Annotated in this window: 18 protein-coding genes and 1 riboswitch; of the genes, 11 read left to right on the top strand and 7 right to left on the bottom strand. The window is 45.2% G+C overall.

Features of this window, described 5'->3' with window-relative positions:
• Nucleotides 1–102: 102 nt before the first annotated feature.
• Both GV64_RS04455 and GV64_RS04450 read right to left on the bottom strand, forming a co-directional pair.
• Nucleotides 103–2,133: a hypothetical protein gene (locus GV64_RS04455; protein WP_034844036.1), complete on the bottom strand. Its 2,031-nt coding sequence runs from the start codon at nt 2,131–2,133 to the stop codon at nt 103–105.
• A gap of 821 nt (nt 2,134–2,954) precedes the next feature.
• Nucleotides 2,955–3,860: a LysR family transcriptional regulator gene (locus tag GV64_RS04450; protein WP_020584118.1), complete on the bottom strand. Its 906-nt coding sequence runs from the start codon at nt 3,858–3,860 to the stop codon at nt 2,955–2,957.
• 134 nt (nt 3,861–3,994) lie between these two features.
• Here GV64_RS04450 and GV64_RS04445 point away from each other — a divergent pair, with 134 nt between their 5' ends.
• Nucleotides 3,995–4,972 carry a linear amide C-N hydrolase gene (locus tag GV64_RS04445; RefSeq protein WP_020584119.1) on the top strand — a complete coding sequence of 326 codons (978 nt, stop codon included), beginning with the start codon at nt 3,995–3,997 and terminating at the stop codon, nt 4,970–4,972.
• Nucleotides 4,973–5,042: 70 nt separating this feature from the next.
• Here the strand turns inward: GV64_RS04445 and GV64_RS04440 are convergent, their stop codons facing one another.
• The gene (locus GV64_RS04440) at nt 5,043–7,532 is read right to left on the bottom strand and encodes a hypothetical protein (protein WP_020584120.1); all 2,490 of its coding nucleotides are present in this window, start codon (nt 7,530–7,532) and stop codon (nt 5,043–5,045) included.
• Nucleotides 7,533–8,299: 767 nt separating this feature from the next.
• Between GV64_RS04440 and GV64_RS04435 the strand changes: the two genes are divergently transcribed.
• The 6 genes from GV64_RS04435 to GV64_RS04410 all read left to right on the top strand — a co-directional run bounded on the left by GV64_RS04435 (nt 8,300) and on the right by GV64_RS04410 (nt 14,076).
• Complete coding sequence (locus tag GV64_RS04435; RefSeq protein WP_236632916.1) at nt 8,300–9,709, top strand: NAD(P)/FAD-dependent oxidoreductase; 1,410 nt, start codon at nt 8,300–8,302, stop codon at nt 9,707–9,709.
• Nucleotides 9,710–9,711: 2 nt separating this feature from the next.
• Nucleotides 9,712–10,569, top strand: coding sequence for a DUF1365 domain-containing protein (locus GV64_RS04430; protein WP_020584122.1), 858 nt, complete (start codon nt 9,712–9,714; stop codon nt 10,567–10,569).
• Entirely contained in the window at nt 10,566–11,807 is a 1,242-nt protein-coding gene (locus GV64_RS04425; RefSeq protein ID WP_020584123.1) for an SAM-dependent methyltransferase, read from the top strand. The genes GV64_RS04430 and GV64_RS04425 overlap by 4 nt, the downstream gene beginning before the upstream one ends.
• Nucleotides 11,792–12,373, top strand: a complete 582-nt coding sequence (locus GV64_RS04420) for a DUF3833 domain-containing protein (protein ID WP_020584124.1) — start codon at nt 11,792–11,794, stop codon at nt 12,371–12,373. The genes GV64_RS04425 and GV64_RS04420 overlap by 16 nt, the downstream gene beginning before the upstream one ends.
• Before the next feature lie 12 nt (nt 12,374–12,385).
• Nucleotides 12,386–13,165, top strand: a complete 780-nt coding sequence (locus GV64_RS04415; protein ID WP_020584125.1) for an SDR family NAD(P)-dependent oxidoreductase — start codon at nt 12,386–12,388, stop codon at nt 13,163–13,165.
• 365 nt (nt 13,166–13,530) lie between these two features.
• Nucleotides 13,531–14,076 carry a hypothetical protein gene (locus GV64_RS04410; protein WP_020584126.1) on the top strand — a complete coding sequence of 182 codons (546 nt, stop codon included), beginning with the start codon at nt 13,531–13,533 and terminating at the stop codon, nt 14,074–14,076.
• Between the two features lie 156 nt (nt 14,077–14,232).
• Here the strand turns inward: GV64_RS04410 and ykgO are convergent, their stop codons facing one another.
• Both ykgO and GV64_RS04405 read right to left on the bottom strand, forming a co-directional pair.
• Nucleotides 14,233–14,376 carry a type B 50S ribosomal protein L36 gene (gene ykgO, locus GV64_RS24130; protein WP_081622200.1) on the bottom strand — a complete coding sequence of 48 codons (144 nt, stop codon included), beginning with the start codon at nt 14,374–14,376 and terminating at the stop codon, nt 14,233–14,235.
• Nucleotides 14,376–14,636 (bottom strand): type B 50S ribosomal protein L31, encoded by a 261-nt coding sequence (locus tag GV64_RS04405; protein ID WP_020584127.1) that lies wholly within the window; start codon nt 14,634–14,636, stop codon nt 14,376–14,378. Before GV64_RS04405 ends, ykgO begins: the two co-directional genes overlap by 1 nt.
• A 109-nt stretch (nt 14,637–14,745) precedes the next feature.
• Nucleotides 14,746–14,868, top strand: a riboswitch (TPP riboswitch).
• Nucleotides 14,869–15,057: 189 nt separating this feature from the next.
• Between GV64_RS04405 and thiD the strand changes: the two genes are divergently transcribed.
• From thiD to GV64_RS04385, 4 genes are read left to right on the top strand one after another with little or no spacing between them, the layout of a single operon-like run.
• Nucleotides 15,058–15,885, top strand: coding sequence for a bifunctional hydroxymethylpyrimidine kinase/phosphomethylpyrimidine kinase (gene thiD, locus GV64_RS04400; RefSeq protein WP_201772463.1), 828 nt, complete (start codon nt 15,058–15,060; stop codon nt 15,883–15,885).
• 15 nt (nt 15,886–15,900) lie between these two features.
• Nucleotides 15,901–16,686, top strand: coding sequence for an ABC transporter ATP-binding protein (locus GV64_RS04395; RefSeq protein WP_020584129.1), 786 nt, complete (start codon nt 15,901–15,903; stop codon nt 16,684–16,686).
• A 3-nt stretch (nt 16,687–16,689) separates the two neighbouring features.
• Complete coding sequence (locus tag GV64_RS04390; protein WP_020584130.1) at nt 16,690–17,442, top strand: ABC transporter permease; 753 nt, start codon at nt 16,690–16,692, stop codon at nt 17,440–17,442.
• Between the two features lie 3 nt (nt 17,443–17,445).
• Nucleotides 17,446–18,432, top strand: a complete 987-nt coding sequence (locus tag GV64_RS04385; protein ID WP_020584131.1) for an ABC transporter substrate-binding protein — start codon at nt 17,446–17,448, stop codon at nt 18,430–18,432.
• A gap of 46 nt (nt 18,433–18,478) precedes the next feature.
• Here GV64_RS04385 and GV64_RS04380 read toward each other — a convergent pair whose 3' ends face one another.
• Nucleotides 18,479–19,405, bottom strand: coding sequence for a hypothetical protein (locus GV64_RS04380; protein WP_020584132.1), 927 nt, complete (start codon nt 19,403–19,405; stop codon nt 18,479–18,481).
• Between the two features lie 84 nt (nt 19,406–19,489).
• Nucleotides 19,490–20,500 (bottom strand): hypothetical protein, encoded by a 1,011-nt coding sequence (locus GV64_RS04375; protein WP_020584133.1) that lies wholly within the window; start codon nt 20,498–20,500, stop codon nt 19,490–19,492.
• Nucleotides 20,501–20,881: the final 381 nt, after the last annotated feature.

Below are 20,881 nucleotides of genomic sequence, written 5' to 3'. Positions count from 1 at the left end.
ATCAAGCAGTAAATTTATGGATTATTTCAGGGGCGTTCTCCCTCCTCTCTACTAACGGAGGAGGGGTTCACAGGCAGGTTCAAAAAAAAGCCACAGATGCTATTACATCACATCTAAACTGGATAGACTCCTCTCAATATCAGCGGTTCTATCATCAATCAGATGAGCCAGCTCTGCCGTATTCTTAAAGCCTTCCTTACCGGGAGAGATTGTTCGAACCAGAACCAAAGCCGGTGAGTTAGTCAAACGTTCACTGCCCGAGATTTTATTCGTAGACCCGTGGGCTGTGGTGGTATCAAGACCCAGTGGTAACACGCCACCTTCTACACAGCCTTCAGGTTGAACTTCGCACTCCTCATCGGAGCTGTACATACAGGATTCAGGTATACCCCGTTCAGGTTCAAAAAATTCACACTCAAGACGTATACCATTACTCTTTCTACTGTTGTCACTCTCTCCCCATATCAACCGGCTCAACCAGGAACGTCTCGCGGGTTCTGCGGGCTTCAACTGTTCAAGGCTATGATCAGACTGCCTAACCAACTCGATATTCACCGGAATTACCTGACCGGAAGGAGCTGAAGCAGCATCCCTTGCACTAACTCCCATAGATCTGAGAGTCTTACTGACATCATAAATACCGATATCTTCTTTATACCCTCCACGATCCTTACCAAAAGCAAATGGAGCATGCTCGGATGAGTTCAATAACTGCTTACTTTCATGTGCAGCCCAACTGCATGGGAAATAACTCGCATTCTTATGCAAACCTTCAGGTATTTTAAGTGCAACACTCAGAGGAACGTACATGCTCCCCTTCTCCCCCCTGGAAAAGTTTTTGGCATAATTTTCGGTTAAGACTGTTTTCAACTGCAATTTGAAACTTCGATCACCACCAAAGGCTTTTTCGTCATCAGCAACAAGATAAATAATATAACCAGGTACAGTACGAGTTTTAAGGCTCATGCCAAGTTCTCTCATTCGGTCAAGCATTGCCTGGCTCATATTACGAACAGAAAATTCTGTGCGTTCAATCACTGGCTGTATCTTGCCAAGATCGCTCTTAGAAACATCCACGGTTACTTTGGATTTTACATACCGGTCGTTATGAAATTTTGCACCATCAAGAACCCCTCTATCTGCTGCAAGCTTAGAAGCAAGAGCTGTTAGCTTGGGTGGAGCAGCCTTTGTAGAAGGTCTGTCAGAGACATTCTGGGAATGTATGCTGAAATTCGTCAGCAACTGCCCCAAATCATTTACACTGCGCAAAGCACTTTCTGGAGACATTTTACCCTGGAAACCGGTCATCCGATCATGAACTGAACTGACCCCAGAGTCTAAAGCACCTGGTCTGTAGGGGGGACTTTTATTCTCTAGAGTATCAAGCCTGGTACGAAGACCAGTAAGACGATCCTGATAATTACGATTATCAGTATATAAACCTAAATTATTAACCCAATGCGAGAGGCTTTGAAAGCCTTGTTCAAGAGTTGAAACCTGGGCTGGTGCTACTTGTTCTTCTTTGAAAACATTCATCATATCGATGTCAAACTGGTTAAAACCATTTTGAAGTGCTCGTTCTAAAACATTTATTCTGGCACTATCAAAATTACGACGCAGTTGCTCTAAAGAAGAAGTAAGTACACCATACTGATCAAGGTTATCACGTTGAGCATTTTGCACCTGCTGTGTTAACCAAGACAATTTATTACTGAGATGATTAAGCCAGTCATTATCGCCTCCCTCATGTCCATGATATGACCCATTTGATAAACCACTAACTTCTGTGCCCATTAGTGATAATTCATTACGGAGCTGATCGTAAGAAAGGTTCATGAAATGCGGAGGTGCTGATGGGTGCGGGTACGGCCGATCTGACTGAGTGGGCATCCAATCGTATGAGAGGTATGGCATTGATGGAGTCTGAATTACACCACGATGTTCAATTCCAGTATCATACACATTTCCATGATAATAAGGGCCCGGATTGGCAGCACTGACCGTAGGCATTCCGGGAGCCGGACCAACACCATTGTTGCCTGAAGGCAAGTTGAAACCATTTCCTGAATTGTTATTGTCATATAAACCGTTTTGGCCACTTGAACCGGATAGATATGAGGAGGTATTGAACATGAGTTAATTACTCCTAGTGTATTTATTAATAACCGAATAAATCAGACAAGAAAAACCAAAATACGTTCCTGCAATCAAACACATCAACCAGACTTTATACGATTAAACAAGAATTTTATTCTGAACAATTTTGTCATGGAAAAATCTATAACTTGATAACATTTTTTAATCTTAAAAATTAAAACCATCCACCTTAGTTAAATCCAGAGCTTAACATTGACATCAAAAACACAACCACCAACCATATTTAAGCCATCATTTTATGATGATCATCAATTAGATATATGCAGGCCCCACGTCCCATTTTGTCAGAATAACATCACGATTTACTTAAAAAACAACGCCAGATTAATTAAAATCAGTTGAATAACCAGCACTGTTAAAAAAGGCTAATTCAGGAATATCCAGGTAGAATCACGCAATCGTTCATCATAAGGCTTTCCCGGGCCACACTGGTTCGAGTAATAGGGATGAAGAGGATAAAATTCGGTGTAATACCTGACCGCATGCTGTCTGGCCAGCTGATCCGGAAGAAGTCCCAATAAGGATCTCTTTACGGCGAACAAAGTCATGGTTCTTCATCGTACCCTCATTAGCCGCCCTGCATAGCATTTCCTGAACAGAAAATCGCGACCATCTGATGACCTGCTTTATTTACCCCTGTATTTCCATGGTTATACCAGTAGCTCACGATGCTAACCTCACTTGCCAACCGAAGCGTTATGAACACCGGAGGAGGCAAAGCTGGCCATGCATGGCTTTATTCCCGGCATCAATTGAAGCCCTGTCGTAGCCCGGATATTGAATACCAGTCGAACTTTCTAAGTCTCTATTGCACTGAACAATTGCCCCTGTTCACGCAGTGAAACCAGCAGGGCTTTTTTAACGGGTCCTGTCACCGCTTCACTGCGGGACAAAATGCTGAATGGAAACCTAAGGGGGGTATTCAGCTCCTTAACATCAAGCCGTTTCAGGATTCCTTCTTCAATAGCATCAGCAACGCAATATTCCGGTAACAAAGCCCATCCCTCCCCCATCAGCAATAACGCCATCAGGAGATCATGGCTGGCTATACGCTGGTAATGGCTGGAAAGCAGTGTCGTCTGATCCATATGGGAAGAAAAATAGTCTTCGGGGATCAGCTGCCGGTACATTTTCAAATCGTGCACAGCCAGTGAGTCGCAGGAAGCAACTTTCATTACAGGGCTGGCAACTGCACAGAACGCCGTATTCATCAGGTAAATATAATCTTTTGGGCTGATTGACTTACCACTGTTCATCAGAACAATGGCCAGATCAGCTTTACCCTGATCAATAGCCTCACTGGCATCCTCCAGGCCCAGTTTCAACCAGTGAATATTTACCGCTTTGAACGGCTTCCGGATATCTGCCATAACATCCGCAATCATTTTCACAGGCAAAAGGTCGCTGTAGGCAACGGTTAGCTGGGCCTCCTGCTGAGCCTCAATGCTTCTGCTGATGGATTCGAACGCCAGGGTATATTCGGCAAGATTCTTCGCATGGGCATAAAGTACTTCTCCCGATTCTGTCAGCTCCGGGTAGCGGCCATTTCGATGAAACAGCGGATAACCAAGATCCATTTCCAGATTACTGACCACCTGGCTTAAGGTTGACCTATCCCGTTTCAAAAGGCGGGCAGCTGCACTGAAAGACCCTGTTTCGGCAACCGTAACAAATGCTCTGACCTGTTCGTAACTGACCGGCATACTCAACATTCCTCCAATAGCCAAACCGTGGATTTAATCCAACAAAAGTGATTTAAACCTGAGAACACCCTCACGGTAAAGTGAACCTGAATCGAAATGAACAAGAACAACCTGAACAACAAGAGGGATAACTCATGAAAAAGGTTCTGATTGCCGCCACAACATCTGCTGTCATGCTGGGTACCATTGGGCTTGCTGAAGCCTGCTCTTCCGTAGTCTGGGAAAGCAACCACGGTGTCGTCTTAACCCGCACCATGGACTGGATGGAAAGCACAAAACCGGTGTTGATGACCGTTCGTGAAGGGACAACCCGTAACCTTCACGGTGTACAGACTGGCGACACCTATAAGGTAAAAAATAACTATCTGGCCATCGCCGGGTATGGTGACCTTATTGGAGAAGGTGTGAATGAGCATGGCCTGCAGGTAAGCGTTCAATACTACCGCCCGATGACATTGGATAAAGCAGAGTCAGGTGACGTATCTCAGGTTGAACTGGGAGGATATCTACTCTCCAATTACACCACCGTTGAAGAGGTTGCAAAGGCACTGCCTTCCCTGAAAGTGGGCTCTGCAAACATTCCTGAACTGCCTGAACCACCCGCATTTCATTATGGTGTGACCGATGCATCCGGCGATCGTCTGGTTGTTCAGTACGATGAAGATGGTATGAAGGTATATCGTGGTGAAGACGCTAGGGTAATGACTAACAATCCTGGGCAGGATACGCTTCTGGAAAGCTGGCATACCAAGAAAGAGGAACTCTTAAAAGCCGGTGGCCCTGACAGGAATTTCAACCTGGAAGCAGGCAATACCAGTGCAGAGCAGCGGTTTGTATTCAGCCACTATTTTGTGTCTCAGCTTAAAGAGTCACACTCTCCGATTCACGCCATGATGGCCGTTGAGGGCACCACGTTAAAAGTTCCCCAACAGGCCGCTTATGCGGGTGAAGGAGCCATGGACACCTACGCTACGGAGTACAGCATCACCTATAATCTGGACAGTGGTGATGTCGTGTTCAAGTACACTGGTGACGATAAATGGAGCCAGGATCAGTGGAATTTCAAACAGATATTAAGCAGTAATAAAAATATGATGGTTCCTTTATTTTAGTAGTCTGCGATACATCACCCTCCCCCTTTTGGAGAGGGTGATTCACTGGCAAGGCCAACAACAGATACCTTTACATCACTTTTAATTGGGATAAATTTCTCTGAATATCAGCAGTTCTATCATTCATCAAGCGTTCTAGCTCTGCAACACTCTTAACGCCTTCATTGCCGGGAGAGATTGTACGGACAAAAACGAAGGCTGGAGAGGTAATCAGATTTTTATCAGCTGAATGCCTATTTGACGTACCGTGAGCTGTGGTGGTATCAAGGCCTACTGCGAAAACGCCACCTTCTTCACACTCAGGTTCAAGACCCTCATCATCACTCATATCTCCCTCACACAACTCTGACTCAAAATCGCCCTCACACGACTCTGGCTCAAAATCTTCATCTTCATCAACCACACTTCCCTCAAAACAAGATCCTTCAGGTATAAGATTTTCCAACCAACCTCCACCCAAAGACGACCTTCCGGATGAAGACTCTAGATATGCTCTCGGAATTTCAGGTGGCTTGAACTTATCAAGTACATGATCAGGCTGTCGTTTCAACTCAATAACAACAGGGATAACTTGGCCGGACAGAGCTGAAGATGCCTCCTTTGCATCGACTCCCGTTGACCTGAGAACCCTGCTAACATCAAGAATTCCAATATCTTCTTTGAAATCCCCATGGTTTTGACCAAAAGCAAAAGGGCTGTGGGTGGAGGATCTCAACTCTGTATTTGCAATCCAATAGTTCTCGAAATATCGAGCACCCTCCTCTAAGCCTTCAGGTATTTTGAGATTTACACCCAAAGGACAATATTGTTTACCAAGCTCACTCTGAGAAAATTTGTTGGCATAATCGGGAGTTAAATCGGTTTTCAACTGCAGCTTAAAACTTCGCCCATCCCCAAAGGCTTTTTTATCATCTGCAACAAGATAAACAATATAACCAGGAACAGTTCCTGATCGATACCCTGAATTAGACTGCACCATTCGAGCACGCATTACTGGACTCATATCGATCTCATCCAAATTTATACGCTTAATGACGGGCAGTATCTCTCCATTTTGGCTTTTGGAAACCTCCACTCTTACCTTTGCATCCACATATAGATCGCTATGAAATTGTGCACCAACTTCAGCACCCATTTTTTTAGCAACTTGAAAAGCAAGCTCTGTTAGTTTTGGCGTGACAACCTTTGCGGGGTGCCTGCCAGAATCATTTTGATTATTTACTTGGAAATTCATTAGTAAGCGTCCCAGATCGCGCACACTCTTTTGGGCACTCTCGCTGGACATTTTATTCTGAAAACCTGATAGCTGCTCGCGTACTGAACCAACCCCGGAATCAAGAGGATCTTTTCTATGCTGGGTAGTCTCTGCTTTCCTAGACTTTGGGTTACTTTTATTTTCGAAAGAATCCAGCTTTTTCGAAAGATCACCCAGTTCATGATTGAATGGGCTGGCTTGATCTGGCTTTAATTGAAGAATTAAATCAGCAGCTTCTTTTAGTATTCTCCGGGCTTCCGGAAGACGACTTGCGGATATATCTCCAGAGCAATACTCCAGTTGCTGCATGCTATTTTCTAGATGACTAAACTTTAGTTTAATATCTATAATGTTCTTCCCCGCCTGAGCGTCTTCCAACTTACCCCGTAAACCGTTACATTGATGCTGAAGCGGAATCCGCTGCAAGGAAGGAAGCTTTTTTACTAACCCCTCTAATTCGTTTAATTCGCCCGAGCACGAGTTTATGTCAACCATAATCAGGGGTTCATCAAGCTTTCCACACAAGCATCGATATGCATCCTGTGCAGCGGCACACGCCCTAATCTTTTGCAATTCATTTTGAAGACGAGCAAGTCTTTCCTGATTTTGACCGTAATTAGCCGATGAACTAGTGTCTTGCACTGATTTTGATAGAGCCTGAAGGCCAAGTTCAACGCCTTTAACCTGACTCGATTCAACTATTTCTGTGTTCAAAACAGCACCAAGCTGGGATGTAACCCATTCAAACTGATTCAGAAGCATAAAATCTAGAATTCTCATTCTGGTGTTTTCAAGCTGGGAACTCAGTTCATGATGTTTTGCACAAAGTTCGTCATAACAACCAGGATTCTCTGCGCGCGTAGCGAGCACTTGATCACTTAAACAACGTAGCTGATCATTGAGATAATTAAGCCATTCCGTCTCGCGCCCAAAAAAATCTCCTCGCGATAGCCGTTCAATATTGCCTTGCAAAGTTGATAGTTGGTCATTGATATGATTTAGCTGAGAGTTCTCATAACTAGGAGGTGCTGATGGGAAAGATTGAGCTGTTTGCATAGGCATCAAATCGCCAGATACATAGTGAGTTGATGGAGCCTCTTTGATACCACGCTTTTCAATATCAGTTTTTCCCATGTCCCCAGGAAAAGGAGTTGCATTGTCAACACCGAATGAAGAGACACCTGGTGCAGGACTAACACCGTCGTAACCAAGAGCCGAAGATGAATCTCTTCTTACACTATTGTTTCCATTAGACTCATTTCCGCCACTGCCACCAAACAAGTTCGATACTAAATTACTAAGCATGTCTCAAATCTCCAGACGAAAAAGCATAAAAACTGGAAACTCAGACAAATACCCCTAAAAAATGTTCAAAATAATTTTTATCAAAATCATAAAAAACAATAAAAACTTATGTACTTAACCCCTTCCTTATCAGGCTTAATAACTTCACTCTCCCCATAGACTTAATTATTTAAATAATTAATACCCTCCTTGTAAGAATCGATGCTATTTAATTTAAAATTATTATCTGAAAAAGCTACAAATGGTTAATTTTTCAGAGATCAGGCCATCCAGCTACTAATCTAATAATTCAATACAGTTATTGCCGTTATTCACTATAAAGATATGTAATTATCATCTAGCATATGGAAGGGAACTGCCCATAAAGTTAAAACTACTGATCATATATATCATTCAACGCATTGAAATAGACAATACTTCGAAGGCCATATTTCATTCAGATAGTATCTCAATAGTCTTTTTTGTGACGTTAGTACTTCTTCCAAATAAAACACTCACAGCAGCCCCCCGGGGCTTAGAACTAGCCATGACTGCTTTTGTCAGCAAACCATGGACGGCTGGTCAAGTACCTAATTGCTCCCCTCCCCTACGCTCTCCCCATAATAATCATTTTTTCCTGTGAACCAATGTGTCATTCTGATCGTAAGCGCTCTTAGCATTGCTGAACTGCTCTTATGAAAAGCCTTCACAAACAACAAATACTAACAATATTACTGCTTGTATTAAGGTCTTTTTATAGCGAATAAAACCAACAGGGAGTCTCATTCGTGTCCACAAAAGGAATGAATATAGCTGTCGTCGGTTCCGGTATTAGCGGACTTTCCTGCGCCTGGCTACTTTCCAAACAGCATAACGTGACTTTATTTGAAAAGGATGATCGCTTTGGCGGGCACAGCCACACTGTTTCTGTGGGCGATGAGAAACCTATACCTGTAGACACTGGCTTTATTGTTTTTAATGAACAAACTTATCCAAACCTGATCGCTTTTTTCAAACACCTACAGGTGCCTTTTGTCCCCACGGACATGTCTTTTGCGGTTTCTTTGAACAACGGGGCTACAGAGTATGCTGGCACCAACCTGTCAGGCCTGTTTGCCCAGAAGCGAAATATGTTTCGCCCGGGTTTCTGGGTAATGATCGCCGATATCCTGCGCTTCTACCGTAATAGTGAGAAGTGGCTGGGCAGCCTTGAGCATGAAGATGGCATTGATGCGTCGTTAACACTGGGACAACTGTTACACCGTGAACGATTCAGCCAACGATTCATTCACGATCATCTGATTCCAATGGGTGCTGCCATCTGGTCAACTCCAGCGGATAAAATGCTGGATTATCCTGCACTGGCCTTTCTGCGATTCTGCTCAAACCATGGACTGCTTCAGCTCACGGATCGCCCACAATGGCAGACAGTTAAAGGCGGTAGTCGTGAGTATGTTCAGCGGATTATCGATGAGCTGGGCACTGACGCACTCACTAATCGCTGCATCAGAAAGGTCAAACGTTTTCCTGACCGGGTCCAACTCACCGACTTTCAGGGCAAAGAGTGGAGCTTTGACCATATCGTGATGGCCTGCCATGCGGACACGACGCTCAACCTGCTTTCTGAGCCTGACGAGTTTGAGCAACATTTACTCGGGGCATTTACCTTTCAGCGAAACAAAGCGCTTCTGCACAGTGATGAACGACTAATGCCTCACAATAAAAAGGCCTGGGCCAGCTGGAATTATCTTGGATCCGCACCGTCAGGCAAAGACAGTAAACAGGGTCCTGCCGTTACCTACTGGATGAACAAACTGCAACACCTGAAAGGCATGCCACTATTTGTCACGTTAAATCCCGAACAGGAGCCTGACACTGGCCTGATTCATGGCTGTTACCTCTACGATCATCCAGTATTTGATCGTGCCGCCATTGAAGCCCAGGAGCGAATCTGGGAGCTCCAGGGAAGAAACCGCACATGGTATTGTGGTGCATGGATGGGGTATGGCTTCCACGAAGATGGGCTTCAATCCGGTCTTGCCGTGGCAGAAAGTCTTGGTGGTATTCGCAGGCCCTGGCAGGTTAAAGGCGAAAATGACCGGCTTCATCGGCCAGACCTGTTTGGGAGGAACTTTTCTGGTCAAAGCTTCGCGGACTCTCAATCTGCAACGTCTCAGCCTCAGAAGCAGGAGTCCTGAGAATGCACCCGTCTGATAGCTCTTCATCTATCTACGTGGGTGAGCTGATGCATCATCGTTTTAAACCAAAGAAGCATCGCTTTGCTTACCGTGTTGCCTCCTGGTTATTGGATCTGGATGGCATTGACGAACTGGATAAAAAGCTAACCCTGTTTTCCAGCAATAGGTTCAATGTTGTGTCGTTCTATCATCGCGATCACGGCGATGGTTCAGATACACCATTACAAGATCAGATCAAGCTTTTGCTGCAGCAACATGATATCGACACACCCGATAAAATAAGCCTGCTCTGCTATCCAAGAATGTTTGGCTATACATTTAACCCACTGGCCGTTTACTTTTGCTATCGAGATGGCCTGCTGACAGCAATCGTCTATGAAGTCAGCAATACGTTTGGTGAAAGACACTCGTATGTTGCGAAAATCGATGCTGAAACAGGATCAAATGATCCCCTGTCTATAGACCATAAAACAAAGGTTTTTCACCAACGAGCGGATAAAGCACTGCATGTCTCCCCGTTCTTCCCCATGGATTGCTACTACCACTTCCGGATACGCCCTCCACAAGAGAGCGTTACTCTTGCTATTAACCTGCATAACCCCAGTGGCAAACTTTTTACTGCTGTTTTCAACGGACTTCGGCAAACCATCAGTGACCGCTTCATCGTAAAACAGACCATGCTTCTGCCACTGCAAACCATGAAAGTCATGGCGGCCATTCACTGGGAAGCCTTGAGGCTCTGGCTTAAGGGCACATCAATTCACACACACAGACCAAGAAATTTCTTTTTCAGCCATAGCCGTGCAGAAATGCCTATAGCGAAAGGAAAAAATGCAGCGAACAGGGAGAAACATATATGAACTCAACCAGTTCCACGGAAATAACCAGTAAACCGCTGTTCCCTGCACTACGAAAAGTACTTTCCTGGCTGGAAAAACGACTGGTAAAGGCCGAAGTTAGCAGAATCGAGCTGCGCATTGATGGCAATGAAAGCGTTATGGTCGGTCAATTCAAGTCAGGCACTCCCATTCCCTGTCTGCAAATCCATAACCCTATGGGTTTGATCCAGCAAAGCAGCCAGGGGTTACTCGGCTGGTCAGAATCCTATATCAATGGTGACTGGAGCACTCCGGACCTGAAAGCTCTGACCGACTGGGCCATGGCCAATGAGGACAATCTGCAGGGAGTAATGGCATCCAACTGGCTCAGCAATATATTTAATCGCATCTTGCACAAGATGCGCCGCAATAGCCGCTCAGGCAGTCGCCGCAATATTGCCGCTCATTACGACCTGGGCAATGACTTTTATAAGCTATGGCTTGACCCTTCAATGACCTATTCCAGTGCACTCTACCTTGAGGAACACGAGGATCTGGAAACGGCACAAAAGAATAAATACAACACCATTATTGACTGGCTTGAACTTCGAGAAGGGCAGTCCGTTCTTGAAATAGGCTGTGGCTGGGGTGGTTTTGCCCGAACACTCAACCAGAGACATCAGGGCGCATACCACGGGATCACACTGTCAAAAGAACAGCTCACCTATGCGCAACAAATGTCCGACACCCAGTCCCATCAGTTCAGTCTCACTGATTACCGGGATATTCATGAGCAGTTTGACCATATCGTTTCCATTGAAATGATCGAGGCTGTCGGTGAAGAGCACTGGCCAGCTTATTTTGAAAAAATCTACAGCAGCCTGAAACCTGGTGGTTCTGCGGTTATTCAGGCCATTCTCATTGATGATTGTCGCTTTGAAGAATACCGCAGCGGTGTTGATTTCATTCAGAGGTACATTTTTCCCGGTGGCATGCTCCCCAGCGATCGAACCATGAAAGAGCAAGCCAGCAGGGCAGGATTAGCAATCACCAATCGTCTGTCCTTTGGACTCGACTATGCAAGAACCCTGATTGAGTGGAAAAAGCATTTCCTTGCCGCCTGGCCCGCGATTGAAAAACTCGGATTTGATGAGCGCTTTAAACGCATGTGGCAATTCTATCTGGATTACTGCACTACCGGTTTTCAGTTCAAAAGCATTGATGTTTGCCTCTATAAGCTGACCAAACCACTGGAGGGAAAAACATGTCAGGCACTTTAACAACAACCTGGCAGTCGAGTCGTGTTTGGCTCCTGACCTTACTGTTTATGCTGACGGGGTGCTCCACGATGAATATTGAAGATTATGCAGACAGCGAGCCGAGTCTGAAAATTGAAGAATACTTTGCTGGAGAAACCGTTGCCTGGGGCATGTTTCAGGATCGGTTTGGTAATGTTCAAAAGCGCTTTAAAGTTCTCATGAATGGTGAAGTAAAAGACGGTGTGCTGACCTTGAATGAGGATTTCATTTACTCAGACGGCACTGAGTCAAACCGAATCTGGAGCGTCAAAATTATTGGTGATGGACACTACCAGGGAACCGCCGGAGATATCGTTGGCCGTGCGATTGGACGAAGTGCGGGTAATGCCTTCAACTTCAAATATCAGATGCGCCTCCCCATCAGTGGCCGAGAGTGGGTCGTCACGTTTGATGACTGGATGTTCCTGCAGGAAGACGGTGTTTTACTGAATGTTGCCACGATGAGCAAATGGGGGATCAAGCTGGGTACCCTGACCGTTGCTTTTGAAAAACCCGGATCACAAAAAGCCAAAAAGAATAATCATTAAGGCATTGCTGAAATGAGCACTAATGACGAGAAAATATCCACCAGTACTCCTGTAATCTGGATTACAGGCGCCAGTCAGGGCATTGGAAAAGCCGTTGCAATGGCGATGGCTCGCGAAGGGATGATCGTTGCGGCCAGTGCACGCAACGCTGCCCAGCTGGAAGTATTGGCAAAACATTCGGCAGAGCTGCAAGGCAATATCATACCTTACCCTCTGGACGTTACTGATCAGAACGCCGTCCATGAAACCGTAAACAAAATCATCATGGATCATGGCCAGATCAATCAGGCCATTCTTAATGCCGGAACCTATATCGCTACCCCGGCAGCTGAGTTCACTAGCAGCGCCGTTCGACAACAAGTTGAGCTCAACCTGATGGGGGTTTGCCATTGTATTGAGCCACTGATATCCATCATGAAAACTCAGGGCAAAGGCATTATTGCCATCAATGCCTCACTGGCTGGCTATCGTGGCTTGCCAAAAGCGGCAGGTTATGGCGCAACTAAAGCAGCGCTGATTAATATGGCAGAATCATTACACTCAGAGCTCTCTGAAATCGGCATTGATATCAAAGTCATCAATCCCGGTTTTGTTAAGACTCCCTTAACCAGTAAAAATCGATTTCCTATGCCTTTTATAATGGAGGTTGAGAAAGCGGCGGAGATTATCGTCAAAGGCATGAAGGCTCGACAATTTGAGATTCGGTTCCCACGTGTTTTTGCAGCATTCTTGGGGATTTTGCGTCGCCTGCCTTACCCACTGTATTTCTGGTTAATACGAAAAACCAATTAATATAAATATTTACCTGATTACTACTCTTCTTCAGCCTCGTAGAGAAGCCCCCTTGTAGATACAGGTGTTACAGGAATGTCAGTTATTGGAATTCCTGTACTGCACCACTATGCAAAATCTATGTAAACGATATGATGCAGCGGGTTTAAGGTGTCCGCTTCTATAATGGCTGAGATTAAGTGGTAATCAGAAATATTTATTAGCTATTAACTACTCCACAATATTTTTTCAGCATAAACACCCTAAAACCTGATCCCTGATCTAGGGAATGAAACTTTCCAAGGTAATAAAACTCTAATAAGTATAGTTCTTATTATTTAAGAACTTACAATATATGAAATTCAACCATTTCTTAGAGTAAACTCATGATATCAACTAATTATCAGAATCCTTCACCTGCACATAGCTCACAAATTGAAGACAACAACGAAATTGCATCAAACCTTGTCCACCAATTAAAGAGCCAACTTGGCCAACGATCTAATCCCGTAGAACAGAAAAAAGTCCTAGATCGAGTTTGTGAATTACTTAATCAAGGACAGCATCCTCAAAGTTATTTAAGATTGAGTGTCGGTTCAGGTTCTAGAATTCAGCCGGTAACTCTCCCCCCGCACTCTCCAGAATATAACAATGAATCTCCTACACTTGCTCCTCAAATCTCTCAAGAAGATAAAGACTTACTAACGCATCATCGTATGACTATTCTAGATGGACTTACTGCCAACCCTGAATTACTTAATGGGCTTATTGAAGCCTGTGAGCAAGAAAAAATCTTTATTACAACATCATATATAAAGGCAAAAACAACGCCAATTGATCAAGCTAGGAAATTATTAAATGACCTACCGAAACAACCTGGCAATTCCGCAAGTAAAGTCATAGAGTTTTTTAAACAACAAAGCTGGATATAGATTACAATTTTTAAACTTAAATACCAATCATCATTATTATTGATAAACTGAAAATTAATTTCTGGTTGAACAAAACCGGATAGTAATTACGGTGTCTCTCAAACTCATTGATTATCTATCCGGTTTCTGCCTTTTAATGTTGAATGCCAAAAAGCATCACTTTTTCATCTTTGCCCGCCCCTGAACGGCTTTGAACTTGGGATTTGATTTGCAGATGACGTATACACGCCCCCTGCGTTTTACCACCTGGCAGTCACTGCTGCGGTGTTTCGCACTTTTTAAAGAACATAGAACCTGCACTACTTACTCCTTTTGAGCCCCTTATTCCCAAATCGTTTATTGAACTGGGCAACACGACCATCCTGTGTGGACGTTTTCTGTTTACCGGTATAGAAGGGGTGAGAATAGGAAGACACATCCAATGTCATATAGGGGTAGGTTGTACCATCAATATCCATCGTTCGTTCCACCTGCACGGTGGATCGAACAAAAATAAACTTGTCTGCTCCTAAGTCGTGGAATGCAACCGTTCTGTATTCAGGGTGAATACCTTTTTTCATACCACACTCCTTTTTTTGAGAAAAGACATGTTATAACATAACGCATTTTTGAGAGGCGTCAATTCGCCTATCTCACTGGACAGTCTGTACCAAACCCCATAGACTCGGCCGTTGTTGGTTGGGGTGTTCTGCTTTCTTGCAACTGAAAGCCTGATTAGAGAAACAGAACTGAGAAACACCCATAGAACCTGAACCAGATAATGCTGGCGTAGGAAACCGACGGGCGTGGCTGACTTTTGAAGCAAAGTGCTGCCAGAGAGCTGATAAAACCCTGATGTACTAACAACAGTGCAAGCCTGTTATTCAACTCTGCATGGAGCAATTTTCTGGACAGGAGTCTGAACCAGAATTAAACCAGCGTCCCGCCCCTTTTCACGCCAGCTCGGATCGGATGATGTACCCAATGGAGAGTTCCGAGCTTATGTCTTCTACACCAATCGCATTGACCATTGCCGGTTCTGACAGTGGCGGTGGTGCCGGAATTCAGGCAGACCTGAAAACCTTCTCAGCCCTGGGCGCATACGGTTGCAGTGTTATTACTGCGCTGACCGCACAGAACACCCTGGGTGTTCAGGGTATTTTTGATGTCACACCAGCCTTTGTACGCCAGCAGCTGGACTCTGTATTTTCAGATCTAGATATTTCCGCCGCCAAGGTTGGTATGCTAAGCCAGCCAGAAGTGATTGAAACGGTTGCTCAGGCAATCAGTGACCACCGCTTGCAATATCTGGTTGTTGACCCCGTCATGGTAGCCACCAGTGGTGATGTCCTTCTTCAGGCGGCAGCTATTGATACCCTCCGTAATAAACTGATCCCCAAAGCGACGCTCATTACGCCTAACCTGCCGGAAGCCTCTGTTCTTCTCGACTGCCCACGCCCTGAATCTCTGGAAGCTATGATTGCCATGGTAGAGCCTTTAATGGAACTGGGAGCGGGAGCCGTATTACTAAAAGGGGGCCATTTACCGTCAAGTAATGGAACTGGCAAGGCTGTTGACCTTTTCCATGACGGTAAGGCTCTTCATAAGCTTGAGTCTCCCTGGGTCGAAACCCGCAATACCCACGGTACTGGATGCACTCTGTCGTCTGCTGTCACTGCCTTGCTGGCAAAAGGCTATCCGTTAATGGAAGCCGTACGATCAGCTAAAGAATACATTGCCGGAGCCATTGCTCACGCAGACCATCTGAATATCTCCAGGAACAAGGCTGACGGACATGGGCCTGTCCACCACTTCTACCGCAGCTGGTAAGGAATACACAGGCGTATGTTTGATGTGATCATTCAGGATGCCAGTCTGAGGTTTGGCAACCACTGCGTTTTTGAAAAGCTAAACCTGACCCTGAAAGGCGGCAAATGGACCTGCCTTTTGGGGGGTAGTGGCGTGGGAAAAACCAGTCTATTGCGTTTGATTGCCGACCTTCCTGCCGGTGAAACCGATGGCAAGATTCTCTGCCAGGATGGATTCCCCGTAAGCAACCGTATTGCCTGGATGGCGCAACAAGACCTGTTGCTGCCCTGGTTTACCGTGCTCGAAAATATCACATTAGGGCAGCGACTTCGCCGCAGCTGGGCAGATATACTTAAACGCCGCCCCATATTACCACCGGAAGTTCAGGACAAAGCCATGTCCATTCTGGAAAAGGTCGGGCTGACTGAGAAAGCACATGTTTTACCTCAAACCCTTTCCGGTGGGCAGCGACAGCGGGCTGCACTGGCCCGAACCCTGATGGAAAACCGGCCACTGGTTTTAATGGATGAGCCTTTTGGAGCACTGGATGCCATCACCCGGCTTAATCTTCAGGATCTTGCCTGCGAACTGCTAAAAAACCGAACCGTACTTCTGATTACTCATGACCCCCTTGAGGCACTTCGTCTTGGTCATGATGTCTATCATTTGAGAGGCCAGCCTGCTCAGTTGACCGATGCCATCACCCCGCCGGGAGAAATACCCCGATCACTGGAAGACAATAACCTTATGGCTTTACAGGGAAAGCTTCTGGATCGTTTACGACATGAGTCGCTTTTAGAGCCATTGGCAGGAGAGCAATAAGGAATGAAAGACTCCATCAAACCTTTCGTTGTTCTCCTTGGCCTTTTGGTTCTCTGGCACACTCTGGTGATTGCCTTTGATATGCCGGGCTACATTCTTCCCGGACCCGTTGATGTAGCAAAGAGTATGGCTGAGAATGCCAGCCTTTTGTGGGAACACACACTGGTGACACTCAGTGAAATGCTGCTAGGGCTGTTGCTTGGCGTATTACTGGGTATCGTTCTTGCGCTGGTGCTGGTTTACTTTGCGGCGTTGAGACCATGGCTTTTACCACCACTGTTAATCACTCAGGCGATACCGGTATTTGCCCTCGCCCCCATACTGATGCTCTGGTTTGGCTATGGCCTGACCTCCAAGGTGGTAATGACCATCCTGGTGATCTTCTTCCCAGTGGTCACCTGCTGCTATGACGGACTGCGCCATACCCATCAGGGCTGGCTGGATATGGCACAAACCATGGGCGGCAACCGCTTTGCTATTCTCCGAAATATTCGCTGGCCAGCAGCATTGCCTGCCCTTGCGTCCGGGCTCCGGGTTGCTGTTGTGGTTGCACCGATTGGCGCAGTCGTTGGTGAATGGGTTGGCTCCAGTGCTGGGCTTGGCTACCTGATGCTCCAGGCCAATGCGCGCCTCTGGGTTGACCAGATGTTTGCAGCACTCACCGTGCTAGCATTCTGCTCCGTCAGCCTTTATTACACCACTGACCGCCTTCTACGCAGGTTCATTCCGTGGCAACCGGAAACTTCTCAGGAATAAGAAATGAAAAAACTGATAAAACTGACTTTCCTCTGGGCAATAACACTGATGCTGTCTGCTGGCCTGCATGCCAGTGGAAATAAGCAGACTTCCAATAATAAGCAGGAAAAAGAACTCAAAGAACTGACGCTGATGCTGGAGTGGTTTGTAAACCCCGACCACGGCCCCATCATCATTGCACAGGAAAACGGTTACTTCGAAGATCAGGGGCTCAAGGTCGATATTCAGGAACCTGCGGACCCAAACCTTCCGCCAAAACTGGTGGCTTCTGAAAAGGTGGACCTTGCTGTTTACTATCAGCCCAGCCTGATTCATGGTGTAGCCAATGGTCTTCCTCTGGCCTGGGCAGGCACACTGGTGGCCACACCACTGGATGGCCTACTGGTTCTGGATGATGGCCCGATCAAATCTCTAAAAGACATGAAGGGTAAAACCATTGGCTTGAATATTGGAGGCATAGAGAATGCGATTCTGGACACACTTTTTGAACCTTATGGGTTTGGTGCCAAGGATGTAAAACTGGTCAATGTGGGCTGGAATCTATCCTCTTCCCTGATGAGTGGCCGGGTAGATGCCATTATGGGTGCCTATCGTAACTTTGAGCTGAACCAGCTGGCCATTGAAGGGCGTAAGGGACGCATGTTCTATTACGAGGAAAACAATATTCCCCCTTATGATGAGCTGATTTTTATCGCCAATAGCAAGAAGAACGATAAAGATGCTATTCGTCGTTTTCTCAGGGCGATTGAACTGGGCACACAATACATTGTGAATAACCCGGAAAAATCCTGGAAAATTTTCAGGGATTACAGCCCCAAGAAACTGGATAACGAACTGAACCGTCGCGCCTGGTTTGACACTATTTCCCGCTTCGATCTTAGACCTGCAGCTAAAGATGCAGGTCGTTATCAGGCATTTGCAGACTATCTGCAGGAAAATGGGGAGCTGAAAGCCAAAGTAAACAGTAAGGACTACATGCTGGATTTCTAACCCAATACTGGTATTAGAATCTGTTGAAGCGCGGTTTCAGCAGATTCTAATACGTCAAATTGCTTTTCCACTTCGGATGATGAAAATGCAATCGATGGTCACAAGAATTAGATACTACAGAAGCATCTAAAATGATCTCACCGACCTCAAGCCACTGCTTTCTCCCGTGAGCACCTTCTATACTGGCAACTGAGATTGTGAATTTTATTTCTCCTGCATGCATATCCACATTCAGCTCATCCCGAAAGTCTTCCGCATTAACCATTTGCCCCGGTAACGCCTGAACTTTCATCCATCTTGGCGTTCTGACTGTAGACGTGTTTTCTTCACCGAGATAAGACACTTCATAGAGCTGCCGAATCCCCGGATTACTGTCTGCCATTCCAAATGTAACCGCTAATTTAATGGAATAAATCAAATGTCTGATTACGGCCAGTGTTATTGAGCTGTCAGGCTCATTGGTCATGTTAACGCTGGTATAGTGTTCTGCCCTGGTACCACCCAGATTATCAATCAGAAAGAAATTCGCCGTTTTCACTACTTCATCACTGTTAGTAGTCGGAAATAACTTACCCGCAAAGCCAAAGGCCCGTTGATTGCCTTTTGTGGTTTTATTAAAAGCCACCGATGCTCTGGTTATTATAAAAGCCTCAGAACCCTGCTTAAAATACCCACCGTATGGATTCTCATTTATTATTCGCCATTTTCCACTGAGACAAATTCCATTTGGATGAACCAGCTTAGTAAACTGAGGTAGGGTATCTGAACGATCTGATAATGTTCTTTTTGCAGACGCTCTTATTTCGTTTATTCCCCAGTTCAAAATATAGCCAAAAGAAATCTCATTCCGGGGAAGAAGATACTCATCAGAAGTGACTTGTTGCCATGTCTCAGAGAAGCTGCTGCCCTCATACTCAGCAAAAAGGCTGTTTGGGAAAAACAGCAGTATGAAAATTAACGTTGATCGTTTCATACGTTACCAACCATAAAGCCTACAGCTTTGTACAGGCGATAAAACCACTCAACTTCCATAAAAGAAGTTCCCTTCCTTAAGACTTTAATCCAACCCCAGGTTTGCTGGATGAAGTAATGATCTCGTTTCGCGTGAGCAGGATTCAGATACAAAAGTTCGATAGCCAAGCTTTTTATCCAAGAAGTTAATTATCTCCGGTGGTAAAGATTTGACAACCCTGTCCGACCTTCCGCCAGAATGGAGAGCGAGTACATCCAAAAGCAAGTCTATGAGACATTGATTATTGGAAATGTCGCGTTCAGCTCGACTACCACCGGAAGATAACACAAGCTTTTTTAGGTTGACGGCCAGCTGGTTTAGCTTGCTCTCTTCTTCCCGCATTCTCTCACCCCCATCGTTGTTATTAAATTCAGGCTTATCATATGACCCTAATTCCAATTCACACATTACCTTGGCTTCAGCTGCCACTGACATTGGCTTAAATAGACAATCCCAATATTTCACCAGAGTATCTTTAACATAGGGATAAGGAGCCAAATCTCGAATATGAGGAGCTTCACGCGCATTTAAGTAAAGTAGCAATTGAAGGTAATAGTAAGCAGTTTCACCAGCCTCCACCCGGAAGTTTTTTGGAGACATAGAATTTTTTATAAATGCTTCTCGATCTTCGCAAACGGCAGCAAGAGTTGGTAACCCTTGTCCCTTTATGCCACTGGAAAGTAGATCCTCAAGTATCGGGAAAGTGGCCCTTGAGGGGTAAGATGAAATCTTCAAAATAGTATTTCCAGTCATTCTGACTAACTGGCAAACTTTACCTGCGGAAGCTTCAATGTGAGAGAATGTAATGGCTGGATTACTATGAGCAATTCCATAGTCTCGAATCGATTTAATGGGTCTTGGAGGTGAAAAAACGCCTTGATTGCCGTCCCGCTGGATGAACGGAGTGCGCTCTGAGATTTTCTGGCTGGCAGGTACTTCAGTTGTCGTGCTTGAGCTTGATCCCCAAAGCCCTGATACCCATGAACAGCAATCTTTAATCATGTTGTTTACTTTTATGTTTAAGATATAGTCATAATTCCTTTCACCTGTAAACATTCCTGTTGCCAGACCCAATTCTAGTCAAATGGCGTTATTTTCACTTACAACTCTGACTATTTATCACTTTCTAAAAAGCAGGCAGGCCACTTTCACAAGAAGTTGTTTGCTTGTTTAACCAATATCTACTTATTCAAAGCCCCGTCAGGTACACTCCTCCTTATTCCTAAAAACCACAGTTATTACAAAAAAATATTCTAAAAAACAGCGGGTTACCATGCTATCGCACACCGTTAATTTATTGAATAATGGCCGACCTGCTGCTGCAGGCAGTTGATCTCAAAGCCACCTTGCGGAACTAAAGTCAAAGATCTTACGTCTCAACTCAGAGCCCTGAAAAAATCTTATATAGAGTCATGGGTTGAGGATATCTCAGTGCCA

Origin of the sequence: Endozoicomonas elysicola (assembly GCF_000710775.1) — a bacterium.
Lineage (GTDB): Bacteria > Pseudomonadota > Gammaproteobacteria > Pseudomonadales > Endozoicomonadaceae > Endozoicomonas > Endozoicomonas elysicola.
The sequence above is the reverse complement of the archived record's forward strand: the minus strand, read 5'-3'. Positions and strand labels throughout refer to the sequence as shown.

Bases quoted from the DNA above. Each gene is read 5' to 3' on its own strand.
- GV64_RS04455 (WP_034844036.1), bottom strand. From the start codon at position 2,133: ATGTTCAATACCTCCTCATATCTATCCGGTTCAAGTGGCCAAAACGGT.
- GV64_RS04450 (WP_020584118.1), bottom strand. From the start codon at position 3,860: ATGCCGGTCAGTTACGAACAGGTCAGAGCATTTGTTACGGTTGCCGAA.
- GV64_RS04445 (WP_020584119.1), top strand. From the start codon at position 3,995: ATGAAAAAGGTTCTGATTGCCGCCACAACATCTGCTGTCATGCTGGGT.
- GV64_RS04440 (WP_020584120.1), bottom strand. From the start codon at position 7,532: ATGCTTAGTAATTTAGTATCGAACTTGTTTGGTGGCAGTGGCGGAAAT.
- GV64_RS04430 (WP_020584122.1), top strand. From the start codon at position 9,712: ATGCACCCGTCTGATAGCTCTTCATCTATCTACGTGGGTGAGCTGATG.
- GV64_RS04425 (WP_020584123.1), top strand. From the start codon at position 10,566: ATGAACTCAACCAGTTCCACGGAAATAACCAGTAAACCGCTGTTCCCT.
- GV64_RS04420 (WP_020584124.1), top strand. From the start codon at position 11,792: ATGTCAGGCACTTTAACAACAACCTGGCAGTCGAGTCGTGTTTGGCTC.
- GV64_RS04415 (WP_020584125.1), top strand. From the start codon at position 12,386: ATGAGCACTAATGACGAGAAAATATCCACCAGTACTCCTGTAATCTGG.
- GV64_RS04410 (WP_020584126.1), top strand. From the start codon at position 13,531: ATGATATCAACTAATTATCAGAATCCTTCACCTGCACATAGCTCACAA.
- GV64_RS04405 (WP_020584127.1), bottom strand. From the start codon at position 14,636: ATGAAAAAAGGTATTCACCCTGAATACAGAACGGTTGCATTCCACGAC.
- thiD (WP_201772463.1), top strand. From the start codon at position 15,058: ATGTCTTCTACACCAATCGCATTGACCATTGCCGGTTCTGACAGTGGC.
- GV64_RS04395 (WP_020584129.1), top strand. From the start codon at position 15,901: ATGTTTGATGTGATCATTCAGGATGCCAGTCTGAGGTTTGGCAACCAC.
- GV64_RS04390 (WP_020584130.1), top strand. From the start codon at position 16,690: ATGAAAGACTCCATCAAACCTTTCGTTGTTCTCCTTGGCCTTTTGGTT.
- GV64_RS04385 (WP_020584131.1), top strand. From the start codon at position 17,446: ATGAAAAAACTGATAAAACTGACTTTCCTCTGGGCAATAACACTGATG.
- GV64_RS04380 (WP_020584132.1), bottom strand. From the start codon at position 19,405: ATGAAACGATCAACGTTAATTTTCATACTGCTGTTTTTCCCAAACAGC.
- GV64_RS04375 (WP_020584133.1), bottom strand. From the start codon at position 20,500: ATGTTTACAGGTGAAAGGAATTATGACTATATCTTAAACATAAAAGTA.